18 protein-coding genes are annotated in these 19,745 nt (G+C 73.3%); 15 read left to right on the forward strand and 3 right to left on the reverse strand.

The genetic code is table 11. From position 1 onward, the window contains the following. Window positions 1-60: 60 nt before the first annotated feature. Window positions 61-948, reverse strand: coding sequence for a cation diffusion facilitator family transporter (locus CTJ15_RS21545; RefSeq protein ID WP_099781985.1), 888 nt, complete (start codon window positions 946-948; stop codon window positions 61-63). Between the two features lie 265 nt (window positions 949-1,213). Between CTJ15_RS21545 and CTJ15_RS21550 the strand changes: the two genes are divergently transcribed. The 8 genes from CTJ15_RS21550 (at window position 1,214) to CTJ15_RS21580 (ending at window position 8,753) form a co-directional block, all read left to right on the forward strand. Then, window positions 1,214-2,161 (forward strand): acetylhydrolase, encoded by a 948-nt coding sequence (locus tag CTJ15_RS21550; RefSeq protein WP_099781986.1) that lies wholly within the window; start codon window positions 1,214-1,216, stop codon window positions 2,159-2,161. Further along, window positions 2,161-2,802, forward strand: coding sequence for a ribonuclease HII (locus CTJ15_RS21555; protein WP_099781987.1), 642 nt, complete (start codon window positions 2,161-2,163; stop codon window positions 2,800-2,802). Before CTJ15_RS21550 ends, CTJ15_RS21555 begins: the two co-directional genes overlap by 1 nt. Further along, window positions 2,799-3,086: a hypothetical protein gene (locus tag CTJ15_RS21560; RefSeq protein WP_099781988.1), complete on the forward strand. Its 288-nt coding sequence runs from the start codon at window positions 2,799-2,801 to the stop codon at window positions 3,084-3,086. Before CTJ15_RS21555 ends, CTJ15_RS21560 begins: the two co-directional genes overlap by 4 nt. Before the next feature lie 120 nt (window positions 3,087-3,206). Further along, the gene (locus CTJ15_RS21565; protein ID WP_019461936.1) at window positions 3,207-4,292 is read left to right on the forward strand and encodes a site-specific DNA-methyltransferase; all 1,086 of its coding nucleotides are present in this window, start codon (window positions 3,207-3,209) and stop codon (window positions 4,290-4,292) included. Window positions 4,293-4,501: 209 nt separating this feature from the next. Continuing rightward, window positions 4,502-5,839: a hypothetical protein gene (locus CTJ15_RS21570; protein WP_099781989.1), complete on the forward strand. Its 1,338-nt coding sequence runs from the start codon at window positions 4,502-4,504 to the stop codon at window positions 5,837-5,839. A gap of 22 nt (window positions 5,840-5,861) precedes the next feature. Further along, window positions 5,862-6,749 (forward strand): WcbI family polysaccharide biosynthesis putative acetyltransferase, encoded by an 888-nt coding sequence (locus tag CTJ15_RS24465; protein ID WP_019461934.1) that lies wholly within the window; start codon window positions 5,862-5,864, stop codon window positions 6,747-6,749. A gap of 17 nt (window positions 6,750-6,766) precedes the next feature. Continuing rightward, on the forward strand, window positions 6,767-8,485 hold the full coding sequence (locus tag CTJ15_RS21575; RefSeq protein WP_019461933.1) for an AMP-binding protein: 1,719 nt from the start codon (window positions 6,767-6,769) through the stop codon (window positions 8,483-8,485). 13 nt (window positions 8,486-8,498) lie between these two features. Next, the gene (locus tag CTJ15_RS21580; RefSeq protein WP_126281935.1) at window positions 8,499-8,753 is read left to right on the forward strand and encodes an acyl carrier protein; all 255 of its coding nucleotides are present in this window, start codon (window positions 8,499-8,501) and stop codon (window positions 8,751-8,753) included. Between the two features lie 297 nt (window positions 8,754-9,050). Here CTJ15_RS21580 and CTJ15_RS21585 read toward each other — a convergent pair whose 3' ends face one another. Both CTJ15_RS21585 and CTJ15_RS25185 read right to left on the reverse strand, forming a co-directional pair. Further along, on the reverse strand, window positions 9,051-9,590 hold the full coding sequence (locus CTJ15_RS21585; protein ID WP_099781990.1) for a biotin transporter BioY: 540 nt from the start codon (window positions 9,588-9,590) through the stop codon (window positions 9,051-9,053). Further along, entirely contained in the window at window positions 9,587-10,774 is a 1,188-nt protein-coding gene (locus CTJ15_RS25185; RefSeq protein WP_099781991.1) for an A/G-specific adenine glycosylase, read from the reverse strand. Before CTJ15_RS25185 ends, CTJ15_RS21585 begins: the two co-directional genes overlap by 4 nt. 141 nt (window positions 10,775-10,915) lie before the next feature. On the opposite strand from CTJ15_RS25185, the gene CTJ15_RS21595 reads away from it, so the two are divergent. The 7 genes from CTJ15_RS21595 (at window position 10,916) to CTJ15_RS21625 (ending at window position 19,741) form a co-directional block, all read left to right on the forward strand. Beyond that, window positions 10,916-11,494: a DUF721 domain-containing protein gene (locus CTJ15_RS21595; RefSeq protein WP_085977418.1), complete on the forward strand. Its 579-nt coding sequence runs from the start codon at window positions 10,916-10,918 to the stop codon at window positions 11,492-11,494. Between the two features lie 21 nt (window positions 11,495-11,515). Continuing rightward, window positions 11,516-12,190 carry a thioredoxin domain-containing protein gene (locus tag CTJ15_RS21600; protein ID WP_099781992.1) on the forward strand — a complete coding sequence of 225 codons (675 nt, stop codon included), beginning with the start codon at window positions 11,516-11,518 and terminating at the stop codon, window positions 12,188-12,190. 38 nt (window positions 12,191-12,228) lie between these two features. Then, window positions 12,229-16,332 carry a chromosome segregation SMC family protein gene (locus tag CTJ15_RS21605; RefSeq protein ID WP_099781993.1) on the forward strand — a complete coding sequence of 1,368 codons (4,104 nt, stop codon included), beginning with the start codon at window positions 12,229-12,231 and terminating at the stop codon, window positions 16,330-16,332. 125 nt (window positions 16,333-16,457) lie between these two features. Further along, window positions 16,458-18,323: an ABC transporter ATP-binding protein gene (locus tag CTJ15_RS21610; protein WP_099781994.1), complete on the forward strand. Its 1,866-nt coding sequence runs from the start codon at window positions 16,458-16,460 to the stop codon at window positions 18,321-18,323. 166 nt (window positions 18,324-18,489) lie between these two features. Next, window positions 18,490-18,684, forward strand: a complete 195-nt coding sequence (locus CTJ15_RS21615) for an AtpZ/AtpI family protein (protein ID WP_019459604.1) — start codon at window positions 18,490-18,492, stop codon at window positions 18,682-18,684. A gap of 14 nt (window positions 18,685-18,698) precedes the next feature. After that, window positions 18,699-19,454 (forward strand): F0F1 ATP synthase subunit A, encoded by a 756-nt coding sequence (locus CTJ15_RS21620; RefSeq protein WP_019459605.1) that lies wholly within the window; start codon window positions 18,699-18,701, stop codon window positions 19,452-19,454. A 47-nt stretch (window positions 19,455-19,501) separates the two neighbouring features. After that, window positions 19,502-19,741 carry an ATP synthase subunit C family protein gene (locus CTJ15_RS21625; RefSeq protein WP_019459606.1) on the forward strand — a complete coding sequence of 80 codons (240 nt, stop codon included), beginning with the start codon at window positions 19,502-19,504 and terminating at the stop codon, window positions 19,739-19,741. Window positions 19,742-19,745 lie beyond the last annotated feature (4 nt).

Below are 19,745 nucleotides of genomic sequence, written 5' to 3' on the forward strand. Positions count from 1 at the left end.
CCGAAAAGAGGAAAGACAACGTTTCCGCGCTGGCGGCGCCTTTCTTCCGGGGGCCAGGCTTCACAGCACCAGCACGCCGTGCCGCTGTGCTTCCTCTTCCGGCTCCGGGTGGATGGTCGCCACGATATCCCCCATTTCCCGCCCCAGGGCTTCCTCGACGCGGTTGCAGACCGCATGAGCCTCGCGCAGCGGCATGTCGCCCGGCAGGACGAGGTGGCATTCCAGGAAGAGCCGGCCCCCGACGCGGTGGGCGCGCAGATCGTGGGCCTCCAGCGCCCCATCGGCGTTTCGCGAGATGATCCCGCGCAGCCGCCGCATCACCTCCTTGTCCGGCGCCGCGTCCATCAGGCCGCCGACGGAGCTCCGCACCACCCCGGCGCCGCTCCAGAGGATGTTCAGCGCCACCAGCGCCGCCAGGGCGGGGTCGAGCAGCGGCCAGCCGGTCAACGGCACCAGGACGAAGCCCAGCAGCACGCCGCCAGAGGTGAAGACGTCGGTGAAGAGGTGCCGCGCATCCGCCAGCAGGGCAGGGGATTGCCGCGCCCGCCCGGCGCGCAGCAGCACCGTCGCCCAGGCGCCGTTCAGCAGCGTGGCGGCGGCGTTGATGGCCAGGCCGAGCAGCGGCGCCTCGACAGGTGTGGGCGACAGGAAGCCGAACCAGGCCTCGCGCAGGATGGAAAGCGCGGCGAGCACGATCAGCACGCCCTCCAGCACGGCGGAGAAGTATTCCGCCTTGCCGTGGCCATAGGGGTGCCCGGCATCGGCGGGGCGCTGGCTGACCCAGAGGGCCAACGCCGTCGTCCCAGCCGTGGCGACGTTGATGATGCTTTCCAGCGCGTCGGAATAGAGCGCGACGCTGCCCGTGACCCGCCAGGCGGCGAATTTCAGGCCCAGCACCACGAGGCCGAACAGGATGCTGCCCAGGGCGAGGCGGATGGCGGGGGACATGGCTCCTCCCTGCTGGGAGAGGGGCGATAGCGAGGCCCCGTTACACAGTCAACATATGAATAGCTGTTCGAGTGTTAAGGCTGCGTGTCGGCCCACGCCGGAAATCCTGGACGATCCCGCCACCCGTCCCCAGATGCATCATCCGGGACGGGCCGGCCAGGACCATGGCGCCCGCCCTGCCCATCCCCATCCTCCAGGAGCGCGGCGCAGGCCGCGTGGCGGTGCTCACGGCATGGCACAGCGACGACACTCTCCCCGGGCTTCCATGACGGGGGAAGGTCTCACGACAGGCGGGCGGCGCGCGCTGCTCGGGGCGCTGGCGGCCGCGCCTCTGCTGCGGCCAGCGCCGGGCGAGGCCGCCCCGCCCTCGCCCGCGGAAAGCGAGGCCCACTGGCGGGACCCGGCGCGCGACCGGGAGATCCCGGTGCTGCTGCGCATCCCGGCGGGGCGGGGCCCCTTTCCCACGGTGCTGCTCAGTCATGGGCTGGGCGGCTCGCGGCATGGCCTCGCCTATCTGGGCGGGGCACTGGCGCGGGCGGGATTCCTGGCCATCCACCTGCAGCATCCGGGCAGCGACGACAGCCTCTGGCGCCATGGCGGGGATCGCATGGCCCTGGCGGCAGCGGCCTTCGATGTGAACGTGGCGCTGGACCGGCTGTACGATGTCCGCTTCGCCCTCGACAATCTGCCGCCCCAGGCGGACCCGGGGCGCCTCGCCATCACCGGGCATTCCTTTGGTGCCTGGACGGTGCAGGCCATGCTGGGCCAGCGCCTGCCGGGCGGCGATCGCGGGCTGAACCTGCCCGATCCGCGCCTGAAAGCGGGAATCGCCCTTTCCCCCATCCCCGCCCAGGGCCTGCCGCCGCGCCTGGCCTATGCCGGCTTCGTCGCGCCGATGCTGCATGTCACCGGCAGCAACGACGACGGCTGGATCGAGGGCGTGCGCGCGGCGCAGCGGCGCGAGCCTTTCGAGGCGGCGCGCAATCCCGGCGCGCTGGCGGTGCTGAACGGCGCGGTGCACGCCTCCTTCGCCGATGAGCCCGGTGCCGGCGCGCGCTGGAGCGACCCGACCTATCACGGCCGCACTGCGGGGCTTGCCACGGCCTTCCTGCGTGCCACCCTGCTGGGCGACGCGGCGGCGGCGCGCTTCCTGCGGGAAGGCGCGCCGGACCTGCTGCACCCGCACGATGTCTGGGAGACGCGTTCGTTCTGATGCCCGACTACAGCCTGGAACTGGCCGCCGGCGGACGCGTCGCCGGCGTGGACGAGGCCGGGCGCGGCCCGCTGGCCGGCCCTGTCCTGGCTGGCGCCGTGATCTTCGCCGCCGAGCCGCCGCTCGCCCTCGCGCGCCTTCTCGACGACAGCAAGAAGCTCAACGCCGCCCGGCGCGAGGCCGCCTTCGCCGCGCTGCGCGAGGCCGCGCGCGCCGGCCACGCCCGGATAGGCTGGGGCGCCGCCACGGCGCCGGAGATCGGCGCGCTGAACATCCTGCGTGCCACGCACCTCGCCATGCTGCGCGCCGTGCGCCGCCTCGGCCCCGTGCCCGACCTCGCGCTGATCGACGGCAACATGGCGCCCCGTGCGCCGCACAGCCTGCCCTGCGCCACCCGCTGCGTGATCGGCGGGGACGGCCTCTCCTTCTCCATCGCCGCCGCCTCGATCGTGGCGAAGGTGCTGCGCGACCGCGCCATGGCCCGCCTCGACGCCCGCCACCCCGGCTACGGCTTCGCCCGGCACGCCGGCTACCCCACCCCCTCCCATCGCGCCGCCCTCGCACGTCTCGGCCCTTGCCCCCAGCACCGCCGCGGCTTCGCCCCGGTCGATCACGCAGCGGCAGCAGGAGCGGAGGCATGACGGCGGAGGAGATGCTGGCGGCGGATGCAATGCCCGAGGGGGTTTCGCCGGCGTTGCGGGCGGTGTGGCATGGTCTGCGCGAGGAGTGGGAGGCGGCGCATGCGCTGGTGCAGGACGAGCCGGGGCACGAGGCCGCCTGGGTCCATGCCTGGCTGCACCGAATCGAGGGGGACCTCGGCAATGCCGGCTACTGGTACCGGCGCGCGAATCGGGAGATGCCGCGGCGCGGCACCGCCACCGATTCGGAGGGGCATGACATCGCCGGGGTTCTGTTCGGCCTTTGATCCCGTTGACAACGGCGCCGCGCGAACTTCGCGGCTGACGCGAGTTCCCGCGTGAGTCCCCCTCGCTTGACGAGGCGACTCGGCTTCATCACTTTGCCGACTCGACAGAGGGGGATTGCTGTGGGCACCGGGCTGGATCTTCCGCTCGACCAGGTCATGGTCGGCGACTGCCTCGACATGCTGCGTCAACTGCCGCCGGCCTCGGTGCATGCGATCTTCGCGGACCCCCCGTACAACCTGCAACTCAAGGGCGACCTCGTGCGGCCTGAAGGCGGGTTGGTGGACGGCGTGGACGATGCCTGGGACCGGTTCGACGGCTTCCCGGCCTATGACTCCTTCACCCGTGCCTGGCTGACCGAATGCCGCCGCGTGCTGCGCAAGGATGGCACGATCTGGGTGATCGGCGCCTACCACAACGTCTTCCGCCTCGGCACGGCGTTGCAGGATCTCGGCTACTGGATCCTGAACGACGTGGTGTGGCGCAAGTCGAACCCGATGCCGAACTTCCGCGGCCGCCGTTTCACCAACGCGCATGAGACGCTGATCTGGGCCTCGCGCGGGCCGGAGAGCCGATACAAGTTCAACTACGCCGCCATGAAGGCGCTGAACGACGACGTGCAGATGCGCTCGGACTGGCTGATCCCGCTCTGCACGGGCAACGAGCGCCTGCGCGACGAAAAGGGCAAGAAGTTGCACCCGACGCAGAAGCCGGAGGCGCTGCTGCACCGGGTGATCCTGAGCTGCACCGCGCCGGGTGAGGTGGTGCTCGACCCCTTCATGGGCAGCGGAACCACGGCGGCGGTGGCGCGGCGCCTCGGCCGGCGCTTCATCGGCATCGAGCGCGACGAGGCCTATGCCGAGGCCGCCCGGGCACGCATCGAGGCGGTGGAGCCGCTGCCGGAAAGCCTGGCGCTCAGCCTCCCGGCCCGGCGGGAGCAGCCGCGCATTCCCTTCGGCACGCTGGTGGAACGCGGCCTCGTGCCGCCCGGCTCGCGCCTCGTGGATCGGCACCGCCGCTGGCGGGCCGAGGTCGGGGCGGATGGCACGCTCCGCTGCGGCAAGGCGCTCGGCTCGATCCACAAGGTCGGCGCCGAGGTGCAGGAGGCGCCGACCTGCAACGGCTGGCTCTTCTGGCATGTGGAGCGCCGCGATGGCTCGCTGCGCCTGCTGGACGAGTTCCGCACCGAACTTGCCGGGCAGGCCTGAGGGCCGCACCGGCTTTCCGCCGGCCCTGATCCGCCGTCGCGGCCCCTCTGCCTGGCCGGCCAGCCATGGACCGGCCCGCGGGCCGGGGATTCACGCCACCTTCCAAACAAAAACGAGTGCCAGCCGTCATGGCACTCTGTTGCAGTGCAATTTCTTGCGGTAACGCAACCCCTGGTAGATATTGTTAACGGTTCACCGGGGGTTGGTGCATGGCGGCGCAGATGCTGCTGATCTATTTCGGGGCGGACGGGAACAGCCATCTGTTCCGCCGGGAAGGCTGGTCGCATCAGGAGCCCGAGATCGTCTGGAGCATGGACGATCGCTGCCGCCTGGAACTCTCCCCGGAACTCCTCCCCCTGCGCCCGGGCGTGCCGCTGCGGCTGGAGGCACGGGGCTTTCCCGCACTGAACCATGAGAGCGGCCACCGCGTGCAACGGCTGCGACCGGTCCTGAACGGGACGGTCCTGCCGGAGATCGTGGCGCAGGCCACCGGCAGCTTCACGCTGGACCTGCCGCCGGAACTGCTGCGGACGGATGTCGCCAACGACCTCGTCTTCGAGCAGCCCGACGCCTCCCGCCCGCCCTCGCGGCCCGGGCAGCCGCCTTCGGGCGACACGCGCCGGCTGGCCTTCGCCTGGCAGACGCTGCGCCTCTTTCCGGTGCCGGGCGTGGCCGCCGCCGTCGCCCCGGCGCAGGGCACGCACGCCGCCATCACCCTGCTGATCATGGGCAACCACCAGGCGCGGCAGCTCGCCCGCAACCTGGGCCGCCTGCGGAGCCTTTCGGGGCGTCTGGTGCCGCGCCATGTCGGGGAGGGCAAGGACCTCGCCGCCGCCCTGGCCGCGGCCGGGGAGGAGGGGCCGGTGGCGCTCTGGTCCCAGCCGTCCTCCGGCGCGGCGGCCCCGCAGGGCTCGCTGGCCGAAGGGCTGCGCTTCCCCGCCTTGCAGGGGCACCTGCACTGGCCGCTGCTGGCGTCCGATCCGCGCAACCGGCCGGAGCCGCTCTGGCCCGGCGGGCGCTACGGCGGCGCGCTCTATAACGACCGGATCGCCGCCGGCCTCGCGGCGGAGGCGCCGGGGCTGAAGGATGGCGACCTGTACCGCCGCTACCTCGCCGCCTCCTGCGAGGCGCTGGACATCGCCGGCGACTGGGCGGCCTCCGGCTTCGCTGCCTGGGAACAGGCCGAGGCGGGCTGCGAGATCCGCGTCGCGGCGGAGATGCGGGCGATGATGCGCCGTGCGCCGCTGTTCAACACGCCGCACGATCCGACCGGGGCGCCCTTCCACCTCGTGACCGAGGCGCTGCTGCGCCGGACCTCGCTGCTGGGGGCATCGGTGCGCGAGGCGGCGCTGGAGGAATACCGGCAGGCAAGCCGCGGCTGGCTCGGCCTGTCCTGCACGCGGCAGACGCCGCTGCATCCCGAGGTGGCGCGGCGCCTGGGCCTCGACTGGTGCGACGGCGACACGCGCTTCGCCTGGTTCGGCAACCGCTGGACCTTCCGGGAATACATGCTCCGCTACATCCGGTGGCAGCCATGGGCGCGCTGAGGCGGGCGAAGGGGAGGGCAGGATGAGCGAGGCCCGCATGCGCCTGGTGATCGGCGCGAACTGCCAGGGGCAGGAGATGGCGGAGGTGCTGGGACGCATCCCCAGCCTCGAAGGCTGCGACGTGATCCATGTCGGCTACCACGTCTTCGACCGGCCGGAATGCGGGTGGGACAGCTATCCCGATTTCCGCGATGCGCCGGCGGTGCTGTGGGAGCAGGTCTTCGACAACGCCTTCGTCGAGGAGCGCGCGGCGCTGCGCGCGCGCATGCCGGAAGGCACGCCGGTGCTGCGCTTCCCGCCGCAGAACATCACCGCGCTCTGGCCTTTCGAGGCGCTGGACCCGCGCAAGGGCGGGCCGGAGGATGGCGACTATCCGGAGGGCGAGCGCTACCGCCTGGGCGACCGCATCGCCATGATGCTGGCAGTGGATGGCGAGGCGGTGGCGCTGCCGGACGATGCGCTCTTCGACCTGTACCTGGAGCGCTGCGCCGCGGAGCTGCCGCGCCTCGACCGGCGGCTTGGCTTCGACCTGGCGCGCGCGGAGGCACGGGACAAGGACAGCGACATCGCCCTGGCGCCCTTCGTCGCCGGCCGCTTCCGCGAGGAGCGCCTGTTCCACGACTACATGCACATCGCCGGCCCGCTGCTGCGCGAGATCCTGCGGCAGATGCTGGAGGTCTCGGCCGGGCTGCTGGAGATCGACGCCGCGCGGGCCCATGGCGAGGTCCGCGCGCTGACGGAGGCCTATCACGGCCAGCATTTCGCGCAGATCCCGGTCAACCCGCTGGTGGCGCGGCACTTCGGCCTGCGCTGGCACGATCCGGCGGAACGGGTGCTGGTGAATGCCAGCGCGCTGAGCTTCCGCGACTACATCGTCGACTACATCCGCTGGCGGCCGTATTTCACATGAGGGGCGTGCAGCCGGCCATGTCACCCGACCCGCAGGCGGTGGCGGATTCCCCACGGGCCCTCTACTTCGCCGGCTTCCTCCTGGCGCTGGACGAAAGCCCCGGGGAAACGGCGCTGCTGCTCCACCGCGCTTCCGGGACGGAGGCGCTGGGCTTCGCCGAGCTGGGCCGGCGCATCGCCGCGCGGATGGTGGCGCTGCGCCGCGCCGGGCTACGGCCGGGGCAGGTGGTGCTGATCTTCTCCGACACGCGTGCGGACCTCTATGTCAGCTTCTTCGCGGCGCAGTTCCTGGGGGCCGTGCCCTCGGTGATGCCGCCGCCCACCGCGAAGCAGGATGCCGCCCATTGGCGCGAGGCGCACCGCATACTGGTGGCGCGCATCCGGCCCGGGCTGGTCTGCGGCCTCGGTGCCGCGATCGATGCGCTGGGCGAGACCGGCGTGCCGGCGCTGGATTTCGGCGCGCTCTCGGCGCTGGACGACCACACCGCGCGGCGGCCCGTGCCGCAGCCGGTGGCGGGGGACCTGGCGCTGCTGCAGCATTCCTCCGGCACGACCGGGCTGAAGAAGGGCGTGATGCTCGGCTATGACGCGCTGGTGCGGCAGGCCGAGGCCTATGGCGCGGCGCTGGACCTGCAGCCGGGCGACAAGGTGGCGAGCTGGCTGCCGCTCTATCACGACATGGGGCTGATCGCCTGCACCGTGCTGCCCTTCGTCGCGGCCATGCCGGTGCTGGCGCTTGATCCCTTCGAATGGCTGGCCGATCCTCTCTCGGTCCTGCGCCTCGCGGAAGCGGAGTGCGCCACGCTGCTCTGGCTGCCAAACTTCGCCTTCGATCACCTGGCGGGCGCGGCGCGGCGGCTGCGCGGCGCGGCGCTGGACCTGTCCGGCCTGCGCGCGGTGGTCAACTGCTCGGAAGTCTGCCGCGCCGCCTCGATGGACCGTTTCCTCGACGCCTTCGCCCCGCATGGCCTGTCGCCGAAGGCGCTGCACACCTGCTACGCCCTGGCCGAGAACGTCTTCGCCGTGACGCAGAGCCCGCTGCGCCCGCGACGGGAGGATGGGGCATCGCGCCCCGCGGGTCCGGCGCGCCTGCTGCTGGACCGTGCGGCGCTCGATGCCGGGCATGTCGTGCCCGTCCTGCCCGGCATGCCGGGCGCGGTGGAACTGGTGTCGAGCGGCAGGCCGATCGAGGGCTGCGCGCTGCGCTTCCTGCCGGTGGGGGATGCCGGCAACGATCTGGGCGAGATCCTGATCGTTTCCGACTGCCTCTTCGACGGCTATTACGGCGAGCCGGCGCTGAGCGAGGAGCGCTTCGCCGATGGCTGGCTGCGCACGCGCGATCTCGGCTTCCTCCATGACGGCGAGCTCTATGTGCTGGGCCGCCTCGACGACGTGCTGATCTATCGCGGCCGCAACCTGGTGGCGCCGGACCTGGAGGCGGCGCTGGCCGCCGTGCCGGCGATCAAGCCGGGGCGCGCGGTGGTCTTCTCCATCCCCGACGAGCGCATCGGCAGCGACCAGATCGTGGTGCTCTACGAGGCGGCGGACGGCGTGCCGGAGGACGAGGTGGCCACCGGTCGCGCGGTGCGCGCCGTGCTGGGCGAGCGCTTCGCCGTCAACCCGGTGCATGTCGGACGCCTGCCCCCCGGCGCCTTGCGCAAGACCACCAGCGGCAAGATCAGCCGCGCGCTCAACCGTGCGGCCTTCCTGCAGGCCGGCGGCGAGGGCGCGCCATGAGAGGAACGCGATGATGGCTGGAACCGCGGAGGCCGATCTCGCCGCGCGCTTCGAGGCGGTGCTGCGCCGGGCCTTCCCGGGCTTCCGCGGCGCCTTCCACGCGGGGCTGGCCGCCGCCGACGTGGCCGGCTGGGATTCGGTCGCGCATGTGAACCTGCTGATGGACCTGGAGGACGCCTTCGGCGTCGAGATCCCGCCCGGGGCGGCGGCGCAGGTGCCGGATGTGGGCGGGCTGATGGCGCTGGTGCGGGAACGCCTGCCGGGCTGACGGCGCCTCGGATCACGGGCGCCGGGTGGCCGCGGGCGCGGTCAGGCCGGCGCCGCAGGATCGCCCCGGGGTGGAGGAACTCCATCCCGGGGCGGCAGGCCGCGCTCCCCTCCCCGGGCGCGCGGCCCGGCCGGATGTGGACGGGCCCACATCCGGTCCGTATGGGGCGCCGGGCAACATCTCCCTGCCCGGCGCCCTTGCGGAAGCCCGGGGCATTCCCGGTTCCCATCCGTTCACCGCGAATGCCCCGGTCCGGAGCGCGGATGCACGCTCCCGGACGAGGCCGTTCCGTGGCGGTCAGCCCTGGCGGCGGGCGAGCCGCAGCGCCGCGAAGGCGAGGCCGGTCTTCACCAGCGTGCCGGGGATGAACAGCACGAAGCCGGCCATCAGCGCCTTCTCCCAGCCGGCGAAGCCGGCCAGCCAGGCGACGCCCGGCACGAAGAGCGCGAGATGCGCCACGGTCAGCACCAGGGCGCCGCGCAGCCAGGAGCCGGAAGCCTGCCCGGCGATCCAGGCGGCGGGCAGGAAGCCCAGCAGGTAGCCGGCAGTCGGCCCGGCGAAGGTGGTGAGGCCGGTGGCGCCGCCGGCGAAGACCGGCAGGCCCATCGCGCCCTCGGCAAGGTAGAGCGCCACGCTGGCGGCGCCGAGGCGGGAGCCGCCGAGGGCGCCGAGCAGCAGCACCGCGAGCGACTGCAGCGTCGCCGGCACCGGCCACATCGGCACGGTGACCTGCGCCGAGGCGGCCAGGATGCCAGAGCCGATCAGGGCGAGGCCCAGGAAGCGGGCGAAGGAGAGAAGGCCGCCGCGCGACCGGGCCTGGGTCAGAAGAGCGTTCATGATTTCGTCCGGCGTTTCGGGAGCCCGGTCCCGGCGGCGCCGCGCGGGCGCCCCCGGGCCGGGACCGCCCTGGATGCCACGGCCGGGGCCTCGCCCGCAAGCGGAGCCGCGATCGGGGCCGAAGCCGGGGCGGTAATGGCGGCGGCCAGGCTTTCCAGGGCCAGCAGCCGCCCCATGGCACTGGGCAAGGCACGCCGCGCCTCCTCCTCCGCCAGCCAGAAGAATCCCTCCGGCGCCGGGGGCGAGGCGGCCAGCCGCGCCGAGAGCAGGCGCATCTCCAGCTCCAGATGGGTGAAGCCGTGCCGGGCCACGCCGGGCAGCAGGCGCCATTCGGCGGCGAGCGGCGGTGCGTGGGGCAGGGCCTCGGCCTCGCTCCAGGCCTCCCCCTCGCGCCAGGGCGTGCCGGGGATCTCGGGCATGCCGCCCAGCAGCCCCTGCGGCGGGCGGTGCCGCAGCAGCAGGCGCCCGCCGCCGTCGCGCAGCAGGAAATGCATGCCCTGGCGCAGCCCCCGCACCGGTTTCGGCGCCTTGACCGGCAGGCTGTCCTGCACCCCGGCGGCCTGGGCGGCGCAATGCCCGCGCCAGGGGCAGAGGGCGCAGGCCGGGCGGCGCGGGGTGCAGATCGTGGCGCCCAGGTCGAACAGCGCCTGGGCGAAGTCCCCCGGTCGTGCGCGGGCGGCGGGCTGCTCCATGAAGGCGCGGGCCAGGCTGGCGAGGCGGGACCGGGCCGCGGGCAGCGGGTCGCGGATGTCGAAGAGCCGGGCCGCCACACGCTCCACGTTGCCGTCCACCGGCACGGTGGGGCGGTCGAAGGCGATGGCGGCCACGGCGGCCGAGGTATAGGCGCCGATGCCGGGCAGGGCACGCAGGCCGGACTCGGTGTCCGGAAAGCCGCCGCGCGCCGCCACCGCCCGGGCCGCCGCGTGCAGGTTGCGCGCCCGCGCATAATAGCCGAGGCCCGCCCATTCCGCCGCCACCGCCTCCCAGGGCGCGGCGGCCAGGGCCTCGACATCGGGGAAGCGGGCGAGGAAACGGGCATAGCGCGGGCCGACCGCGGCCACGGTGGTCTGCTGCAGCATCACCTCCGAGAGCCAGATGCGGTATGGATCACGCTCGCCACGCCAGGGCAGGCTGCGCCGGTGGCGGTCGTACCAGTCGAGAAGTTCAGGGGCAGGGGGATGCATCGGGTGGCAAAGGAGGGTGGGACGCGCCGACGATCAAGCCCCGAGGGGGCTAAGCCGGCGGCCCGGCGGGGCGTGAAGGATGGTCAGCCCAAGGCTGTGCAGGCGGCGGGGCAGGGAGTGGCCCAGATGGGAGTGGCCCAGATGGGAGCGGCTCCGAGGGCGCGTCCGCCGGCGGGACAGAAGGCGGAGCCAGGCAACACGCCGGCGGGCACCGCCATCCCCGGGGGAGCGCCCCCCCAGGCCGCTGCCGGGCCAGCGGCCCGCCCCTTCGCGCCGCGCCGGCCGGAAGCCGGGCTGCGTCCCCTGGGCAACGTCCTGCCGCCCATCACCCGCCCGGTCTTCCGCCGCCGCAGCCCCGCCGGGGCCAGCCTGATCTCGGACTGGCCCGCCATCGTCGGCCCGCAGCTCGCCGCCGTGACGCAGCCGCTGCGCCTCGCCCGCGGCACGCTGACCATCGCCTGTTCCGGCCCCATGGCCATGGAGCTGCAGCATCTCGGCCCGCAGCTGATGGGCCGCATCAATGCCGCCCTGGGCAGCATCGCCGTGGAGGCGCTGCGCTTCGTGCAGCAGGCCCCGGCGGGGCGGGCGGCGCGGCCCGCCACCCCGCGCGATCCGGCCGCCCTGCCGGGGGAGCTGGCCGAGCGCCTGGCAGGGGTGCAGGATCCGGATCTCCGGGCGGCGCTGGAAAGAATGGCCCAGGGCGTCTATCGGAAGCGCTGACGGCAAGCGGAGCGATCCATCATGACGATTTCCCGACGCGGCATGCTCGCGGCCACGGCCATCGGTATCCCCCTGGGGACGCCGGCCCTGCTGGCGCTCCGCCCGGCCCATGCCCAGACGCCGGCCCCCGCTGGTGCCCCCGCCAACACCGCCCCGGCGACGCCGGACCTGCGCATGGCCGAGCGCGGCGCGGGCAAGGCGGATGCCCCGGTGACGGTGATCGAGTATTTCTCCCTCACCTGCCCGCATTGCGCCCGCTTCCACAACGAGGTCTGGCCGAAGGTGAAGGCCGACCTGGTCGAACCTGGCAAGGCCCGCATGGTGTGGCGCGACTTCCCGCTGGACCAGCTGGCGCTCGCCGCCGCCTGTGCCGCCCGCGCCCTGCCGGTGGACCGCTACGAGGGCTTCGTCAGCGCCCTCTTCGCCAACCAGGACCGCTGGGCCTTCGCGCGCGGCATCGACAACCTGGGCGAAGTGGCCAAGATCGCCGCGCTGGCCGGCATGTCGCGCGCCGATTTCGACGCCGCCGTGAACGACCGCAACCTGCAGCGCGCCATCATGGAGATGCGGCAGCAGGGCGAGAAGGAGTTCAACGTGAACAGCACGCCGACCTTCGTCTTCAACGGCAAGTCCGTGCCGGGCGAGATTCCCTTCGAGCGCTTCGCCGAGCTGGTGAAGCAGGCCACGCCCGGCTGACGGACCACAGGTCCCAGAGATCAAGGATCGTTTCCTGGATGGACTCCATTTCGCCGCGCGCCCTGCCCGGCGATGAAGGGGGCGACGGGGAGGAGGGCGGCACCACCCGCGCCTCTTCCCGGGACAGCGAGGCGACGGAGCGTGCCCTGCGTTCCGCCACGCTCACCCGCCTGCGCATCGCCGGCTTCAAATCCTTCGCCGAGGCGCAGACGGTCGAGGTCCTGCCCGGCCTGACCGGCATCGTCGGCCCGAACGGCTGCGGCAAGTCCAATGTCGTGGAGGCGCTGCGCTGGGCCATGGGCGAATCCAACGCCCGCGCCATGCGCGGCGCCGGGATGGACGACGTGGTCTTCGCCGGCACCAGCACCCGCGCCGCCCGCTCCCATGCCGAGGTCGCGCTCTGGCTGGAGGATGCCGCCGGCCTCGCCCCGCCGCCGAATGCCGAGGTGACGGAGCTGGAGATCATCCGCCGCATCGAGCGCGGCGAGGGCACCGGCTACCGCATCAACGGGCGCGAGGTGCGCGGGCGCGACGTGGCGACGATGTTCGCCGATCTCGGCACCGGCTCGCGCGCCTCCGGCATGGTCAGCCAGGGCAAGGTCGCGGCGCTGATCGGCGCCAGGCCCGAGGACCGCCGCCAGGTGCTGGAGGAGGCCGCCGGCATCGCCGGGCTGCGCGCCCGGCGCCACGAGGCGGAGCTGAAGCTGCGCCAGGCGGAGGGCAACCTGTCCCGCGCCGAGGACCTGCGCGCCCAGCTGGAGCGCCAGCGCGAGGGGCTGCGCAGGCAGGCGAAACAGGCCGCGCGCTACCGCAACCTGTCCGGCCTGACGCGCGAGGCCGAGGCCGAGTGGCTGGCCATCCTGGCCGGGCGCGGCGAGGCTGAGCTGCATCTGGCGCGTGGCCAGCGTGCCCAGGCCCAGGCCTCCTTGCAGGCGGCCGAGGCGGAAGCGGCGCGTGCCGCCGTGGCTGCCCATACCGCCACCAACGCCCTGCCGGCGCCGCGCGAGGCCGAGGCCCTGGCCCGCACGCTGTTGGAACGCCGCCGGGTGGAGGCCGAGGGGCTTTCCGCCGAGGAATCCCGCGCCCGCGCCGCGCTGGAAGCCGCCGGGGCGCGGCTGCGGCAGGTGCAGGAGGATCTGGAACGCGCCGCCATGGCCGCCCGCGCCGCCGACGAGGCGCTGGCCCGGCTGGGCGGCGAGGAGGCCGGGCTCGCGGCCGAGGCCGGGGCGATGCCCGCCCGGCTGGCAGCGGCCGAGGCGGAGGCCGGAGCGGCCCGCGCCGCGCTGGACGAGGCCGGCCGCGCCGCCGAGCGCGCCGCCGAGGAAGCCGCCGCCGCCGCCGCGGACGAGGCGCATCGCCGCGCCGCCCGCGAGGCCGCCGAGGCGCGCGCCAACCGGGCCGCCGGGGCGCTGGCGCGGCTGGAATCCGAACGCGGCGAGGCCGAGGCCGTGATCCCGCCGCCCGAGGCGCTGCCGGCTGCCGAGACGAGGCTCGCCGAGGCCGAGGCCGCGCGTGCCGCCGCCGATGCCGCATTGGAGCAGGCCGAAGCCGCCCGCGTCGCGGCGCAGGAGGCCCATGCCGCTGCCCGGCTTCGCGCCGATTCTGCCGCCGCCGCCCTGCAGCGCGCGACGGGCGACCGCGACGCCGCCCTGGCGCGGCTGAACCGGGCGCGCCGGGATTCGGAGCAGCTCGCCGCCGAGCAGGCGCGGATCGCCGCCGCCCGCCTGCCCGAAGGGGTGCTGGAAGCCGCGCGGGAGGAACTCGCCGGGGCCGAGGCCGCCCATGCCGCCACCACCGAGGCGGCGCGCGAGGCCGAGACCGCCCGCGAGGCCGCCCGCGCTGCCCTGGCCCGTGCCCGGGAGGCCGCCAGCGAGGCGGAGGCCGGGCAGGCGCTGCTCGCCGCGGAGGCGCAGGGGCTGGAGGCGCTGCTGCGCTCCGAGGCCGGCAAGGGCGACACGCCGCTGCTGGACGCGACCGCCGTGCCGCCCGGCCTGGAAGTGGCGCTGGGCGCCGCGCTGGGCGAGGCGCTGGAAGCCGCCGCCGGCTCCGGGGCGCCGCGCCATTGGCGCGAGCTGCCGCCGCTTTCGGGCTCCATGTCTCTGCCGGTCGGGGTGCGTGGCTTCGACGGTCTGATGGAGGCACCGGCCTCGCTGCGCCGCGCGCTGTCCCAGGTCGGGCTGCTGCCGGACGGGGCGGATGGGGCGGCGCTGCAACCCGCGCTGGCTCCCGGGCAGATCCTGGTCTCCGCCGAGGGCGGGCTCTGGCGTTGGGATGGCTACACGGTCCGCGCCGGGGCGCCGAGCGCCGCCGCGGTCCGCCTCCAGCGCCGCAACCGCCTGCGGGCGCTGAAATCCGACTTCGCCACCGCCCAGGACCGGGCCGCCGGTGCGCGGGAGGCCCGTTTGGTGGCCGAGGCGGCCGAGCGCGAGGCGATCGCCCGCGAGAACGGCAGCCGCGAGGCGCGCCGCGCCGCCGAATCCCGGCTGGCCAGGGCGCGCGCCGGGGAATCCCGTCTTTCCGCCGAGGCCGCCGCCGTGGCCGGGCGCGAGGCCGCGCTGGCGCCGCGGCTGGAACAGGCCGCCGCCGAGCTGGACGCCGCCCAGGCCGCGCTGTCGGTGGCCGAAGCGGCGCTCGCCGCCTTGCCGGATGCCGGCGAGGCTGCCCGCACCCGCGACGCCGCCCGTGCCGCCGAGACCAGGGCCGGGGCCGCCGAGGCCGGTGCCCGCGCCGCCCGGCGCGAGGCCGGGCTGAGCCTGGATGCCGCCCGCACCGCCCGCGACCGGCTGGCCGCCGATGCGGCGCGGGCGGAAAGCCGCCTCGCCGCGCTGCTGCCGGAGATCGAGCGCGCCCTGGCCGAGCAGGCGGAGGCTCAGGCGGCGCTGGAGATCGCGGGACGCGCCGGCGAGGTGCCGGTGGAGACCGCCCGCGCCGCATTGGAGGCCGCCCGCGCCACCTTGGCCGAGGCGCGCGGCACGGAGGCCCGTCTGCGCGAGGCGGCGGCCGCGCTGCACGCCGAGGCCGCGCGGATCGGCGCCCGGCGCGAGGCCCTGGGCGCCGAGCGCGCCGGCTGGTCGGATCGCGCCGCCGAGGCGGGCCATCGCCTCGCCGAGCTGGAGCGTCGCGCCGAGGAGGCCCGCCGCCTCTGCCGCGAGGCCGCCGAGGCGCCGGAAGCCGCCGGTTCCCGCCGCGAGGCCTCCGCCCGCATCCTGGCCGAGGCCGAAGCCGCCCATGCCGGGGCCGCCCGCAAGCTGGCCGAGGCGGAGCAGGCGGTGCGTGACACGGCCGAGGCCCGGCACCGCACCGAAGCCTTCCATGCCGCCGCCCGCGAGGCCCGTCTCGCCGCCGATGCCGCCGTGCAGCGGGCCGAGGACGCCGCCCGCGCCCTGATGGCCCGAATCGCGGAGCGGCTGGGCCCCGAGGCGGCGCTGCCCGAGGCACCCGAGGACCTGTCCGAAGCCGCCGAGGAGCGCGCCCGCCGCAAGGCCGAGCGCCTGGCGCGGGAGCGCGAGGAGATGGGTCCGGTCAACCTGCGCGCCGAGGGCGAGGTGGCGGAGATCGAGGCACGCCTCGCCGGGCTGGATGCCGAGCGCGACAGCATCGCCACCGCGATCCACAAGCTGCGCGGCTCGGTCGGCCACCTGAACCGCGAGGCGCGGGAGCGGCTGCGCGCCGTCTTCGACAAGGTGAACGCGGAGTTCCAGGCGCTCTTCACCCGGCTCTTCGGCGGCGGGCGGGCGCATCTGGCCCTGGTCGGGTCGGAGGATATCCTGGAGGCCGGCCTGGAACTCTTCGCCGAGCCGCCGGGCAAGAGGCTGGCCGCCCTCTCGCTGCTCTCGGGCGGTGAGCAGGCGCTGACCGCGCTGTCCCTGATCTTCGCCGTGTTCAGGTGCCAGCCCGCCCCGGTCTGCGTGCTGGACGAGGTGGACGCCCCCCTGGACGACGCCAATGTCGAGCGCCTCTGCGGGTTGCTGGACGCGATGGCGGAAGGGGGCACCCGCTTCCTGGTGGTCACGCACCACCCGCTGACCATGGCCCGCATGCACCGGCTCTACGGCGTCACCATGCAGGAGCGCGGCGTGTCCCGCCTGCTCAGCGTGGACCTGTCGCGAGCGGTGGAGATGGTGGCCCAGGCGACGGCCTGAACGGTCGTTGCGCTTCAGGCGCCTGGGGAGGGCGGCGCCTTCCCGCCCGGGCCACAGGCACCCCTGGGGAACATGAACGCCTTGTGCGTTGACCCGACTCCCCGCGCGGGCGTCCTGTTCCCGCGATGTTCCGCTTCTTCGAAAGCCTGGTGAACCCGGCCGCGAATCCGGGGGAGAAGGCCGCGCGCTTCCTGGGCGTGCCGGTGCCGGAGGGGGCGCTGCCGCCCTCGCTGCTGGGATTCTACTGGCACTATGCCAGGCAGGCGAAGCTCGTCTTCCTGCTGCTTTTCGTGATGGGGATGTGGGTGGCGCTGCTGGACGCGCTGATCCCGATCTTCATCGGCCGGGTGATCTCGCTGCTGCAGGCCCATCCGCCGGAGCGGCTCTTCGCCGAGGCCTGGGGGCCGCTGCTCGGCATGGCGCTGGTGATGGTGCTGGTGCGGCCGGCCTCCATCCTGATGCAGAACCTCGTGGTGCAGCAGGCGGTGGTGCCGGGCTTCACCGGGATGATCCGCTGGCAGGCGCACTGGCATGTGGTGCGGCAGGGCTGGGCCTTCTTCCAGGAGGATTTCTCGGGCCGAATCGCCACGCGGGTGATGCAGGCGGGGCCGGCGCTGCGCGAGAGCATCGTCTCCGGCGTCAATGCCGTCTGGTACATCCTGGTCTATGCCAGCGGGGCGGTGCTCTGGCTGGTCTCGGCGGACTGGCGGCTGGCGCTGCCGGTTCTGCTGTGGTTCTGCCTCTACGTGGTGCAGCTCCGCCTCGTGGTGCCGCGGCTGCGGGAACGGGCGCGGCGGGCCTCGGAGGCGCGCTCGCTGCTCACCGGGCGGGTGGTGGACAGCTACACCAACATCCTGACCGTGAAGCTCTTCGCCCGGGCGCGGGACGAGGACGACTTCGTGGGCGAGGGGCTGAACCAGCTCACCGACCGCTTCCAGCGCCAGACCCGCATCGTCACGCTGAACGGGCTGTTGCTGTCCTCGCTGAACGCGCTGCTGATGACGGGAATGGCGGCGCTGTCGATCTGGCTCTGGACGCGGGGCGAGATCGGGCTCGGCGTCGTGGCCACGGCGCTGCCCATGGCCTGGCAGATCGTGAACATCTCCGGCTGGGTCGCCTTCAACGTCTCCTCGATCTTCGAGAATATCGGCGTGGTGCAGGAGGGCATGGCCTCCATCGCCGTGCCGCCTACCGCGCCCGATCCGCCGGAGGCGAAGGAGCTCGTCGTCACGCGCGGCGAGGTGCGGTTCGATAAGGTCCGCTTCGGCTATGGGCGGGAAGGGCAGGCGGTGCTGGACGGCTTCGACCTGACCATCGCGCCGGGCGAGCGGATCGGGCTGATCGGCCATTCCGGCGCCGGCAAGACCACGGCCATCAACCTGCTGCTGCGGTTCTTCGAGCCCGATTCGGGGCGCATCCTGATCGATGGACAGGACATTACCGCGGTGACAGCCGAGTCGCTGCGCTCAGCCATCGGCGTGGTGACACAGGACACCGCGCTGCTGCACCGCTCGGTCGGCGACAACATCCGCTATGGCCGCCCCGATGCGGATGACGCGGCGGTCACGGCGGCGGCACGGCAGGCCCAGGCGGATGGCTTCATCGCGCGGCTGGAGGACTGGCGCGGCCGCACCGGCTACGACGCCCATGTCGGCGAGCGCGGCGTGAAGCTGTCCGGCGGGCAGCGGCAGCGCATCGCCATCGCGCGCGTGCTGCTGAAGGATGCGCCGATCCTGGTGCTGGACGAGGCGACGAGCGCGCTCGATTCGGAGGTGGAGGCGGCGATCCAGGAACAGCTGGAGCGGTTGATGCAGGGCAAGACTGTGATCGCCATCGCGCATCGGTTGTCCACCATCGCGCGGCTCGATCGTCTGGTCGTGCTGGAACACGGGCGCATCGCGGAGATGGGCACGCATGCGCAATTATTGGGCCGCGGCGGAGCCTATGCGCGCTTGTGGGAGCGGCAGTCCGGCGGTTTCGTCTCAGCTTGACACCGTGTGAACGGTTCCTTACGAGCCCATTGCCTTCCGGGGGTTAGGCCCGCAGGGAGCGAGGGTGGTAAAGCACGGCGACTTCGACGACCGCTTGCGGAAAGCCCGGGCCCAGCAGGGCCTGGATCCCGACCCTGAAAAGGGAAAGGGAGGGCTGCCGGCAGGCGTGTGGGGTCTGGGGCTGCGGATCGGTGCCGAGCTGGTCTCGGCCCTGATTGTCGGCACCGTGATCGGCATGGCGCTGGACCGGTGGTTCGGCACGTCCCCCTGGCTTCTGCTGGTCTTCTTCCTTGTGGGCGGCGCCGCCGGGGTGCTGAATCTTTACCGCGTTCTTTCCCCGGGGCGTGGGCGCGACCGCTGAATGAGGGCAGGGCCTTGGCGACTGAAGGCAAGACGATCGACGCGCTGAGCCAGTTCGAGCTCATCCCCGTGCTGGGGCCTGTCGGCCGCGCTGTCGGGTTCACCCAGTCCACCGCCCATATGCTGCTCGCGGTCGGCCTGATCTCCGCCCTGATGCTGTTCGGGATGCGCCGCCGCGCGGTCGTGCCGGGGCGGCTGCAGGCGCTGGCGGAGATCTTCTACGAATTCGTGGAAGGGCTCGTGATCGGGCAGGTCGGACAGGAGGGGCGCCGCTACTTCCCCTTCGTCTTCGCACTGTTCATGTTCATCCTGTTCGGGAACATGCTGGGCCTGTTCCCCTATGCCTTCACCTATACCAGCCACATCGCGGTGACCTTCGGCCTCGCGGTCCTGGTGTTCCTGACCACGACGATCATCGCCCTGGTCCTGCATGGCCGGAAGTTCTTCGGCTACTTCTTCCCCGAGGGCGCGCCGCTCTGGCTGGCGCCGATCATCATCCCGGTCGAGATCGTCTCCTACCTGTCCCGCCCGATCAGCCTCTCCATCCGTCTCTTCGCGAACATGGTCGCGGGGCACGTGATGCTGAAGGTCTTCGCCACCTTCGTCGTGCTGATCGGCTCCTTTGGTGCGCTGGGCTTCCTCGGTGCGCTGCTGCCGATGGCGGTCAACGTCGCGCTGATCGGCTTCGAGGTGCTGGTCGCCTTCCTGCAGGCCTATGTCTTCGCGATCCTGACCAGCATCTATCTCCACGACGCGGTGCACCTGCACTAAAGACAGCGCGTCCCCTTCCCCTTGAGACAAGGAAAGAGAACTTCTCGATGAACGATCCTGTCGCCTACCTCGGCGCCTTCAAGGCCCTCGGCGCCGGCCTCGCGGTCATCGCCCTCTTCGGCGTCGGCCTCGGCATCGGCAACATCTTCTCCTCGCTGATCAGCAGCGTGGCCCGCAACCCCGGCGCCCGCGACACCGTCTTCCCGATCGGCATCCTGGGCTTCGCCTTGACGGAAGCCGTGGCGCTCTTCGCCCTGCTGATCGCCTTCCTGATCCTCTTCACCTGACACC

This window comes from Roseomonas sp. FDAARGOS_362 (assembly GCF_002754815.1).
Lineage (GTDB): Bacteria > Pseudomonadota > Alphaproteobacteria > Acetobacterales > Acetobacteraceae > Roseomonas > Roseomonas mucosa.

Coding starts and splice junctions, on each gene's coding strand:
- CTJ15_RS21545 (WP_099781985.1), bottom strand. CDS start 948: ATGTCCCCCGCCATCCGCCTCGCCCTGGGCAGCATCCTGTTCGGCCTC.
- CTJ15_RS21550 (WP_099781986.1), top strand. CDS start 1,214: ATGACGGGGGAAGGTCTCACGACAGGCGGGCGGCGCGCGCTGCTCGGG.
- CTJ15_RS21555 (WP_099781987.1), top strand. CDS start 2,161: ATGCCCGACTACAGCCTGGAACTGGCCGCCGGCGGACGCGTCGCCGGC.
- CTJ15_RS21560 (WP_099781988.1), top strand. CDS start 2,799: ATGACGGCGGAGGAGATGCTGGCGGCGGATGCAATGCCCGAGGGGGTT.
- CTJ15_RS21570 (WP_099781989.1), top strand. CDS start 4,502: ATGGCGGCGCAGATGCTGCTGATCTATTTCGGGGCGGACGGGAACAGC.
- CTJ15_RS24465 (WP_019461934.1), top strand. CDS start 5,862: ATGAGCGAGGCCCGCATGCGCCTGGTGATCGGCGCGAACTGCCAGGGG.
- CTJ15_RS21575 (WP_019461933.1), top strand. CDS start 6,767: ATGTCACCCGACCCGCAGGCGGTGGCGGATTCCCCACGGGCCCTCTAC.
- CTJ15_RS21580 (WP_126281935.1), top strand. CDS start 8,499: ATGGCTGGAACCGCGGAGGCCGATCTCGCCGCGCGCTTCGAGGCGGTG.
- CTJ15_RS21585 (WP_099781990.1), bottom strand. CDS start 9,590: ATGAACGCTCTTCTGACCCAGGCCCGGTCGCGCGGCGGCCTTCTCTCC.
- CTJ15_RS25185 (WP_099781991.1), bottom strand. CDS start 10,774: ATGCATCCCCCTGCCCCTGAACTTCTCGACTGGTACGACCGCCACCGG.
- CTJ15_RS21595 (WP_085977418.1), top strand. CDS start 10,916: ATGGGAGCGGCTCCGAGGGCGCGTCCGCCGGCGGGACAGAAGGCGGAG.
- CTJ15_RS21600 (WP_099781992.1), top strand. CDS start 11,516: ATGACGATTTCCCGACGCGGCATGCTCGCGGCCACGGCCATCGGTATC.
- CTJ15_RS21605 (WP_099781993.1), top strand. CDS start 12,229: ATGGACTCCATTTCGCCGCGCGCCCTGCCCGGCGATGAAGGGGGCGAC.
- CTJ15_RS21610 (WP_099781994.1), top strand. CDS start 16,458: ATGTTCCGCTTCTTCGAAAGCCTGGTGAACCCGGCCGCGAATCCGGGG.
- CTJ15_RS21625 (WP_019459606.1), top strand. CDS start 19,502: ATGAACGATCCTGTCGCCTACCTCGGCGCCTTCAAGGCCCTCGGCGCC.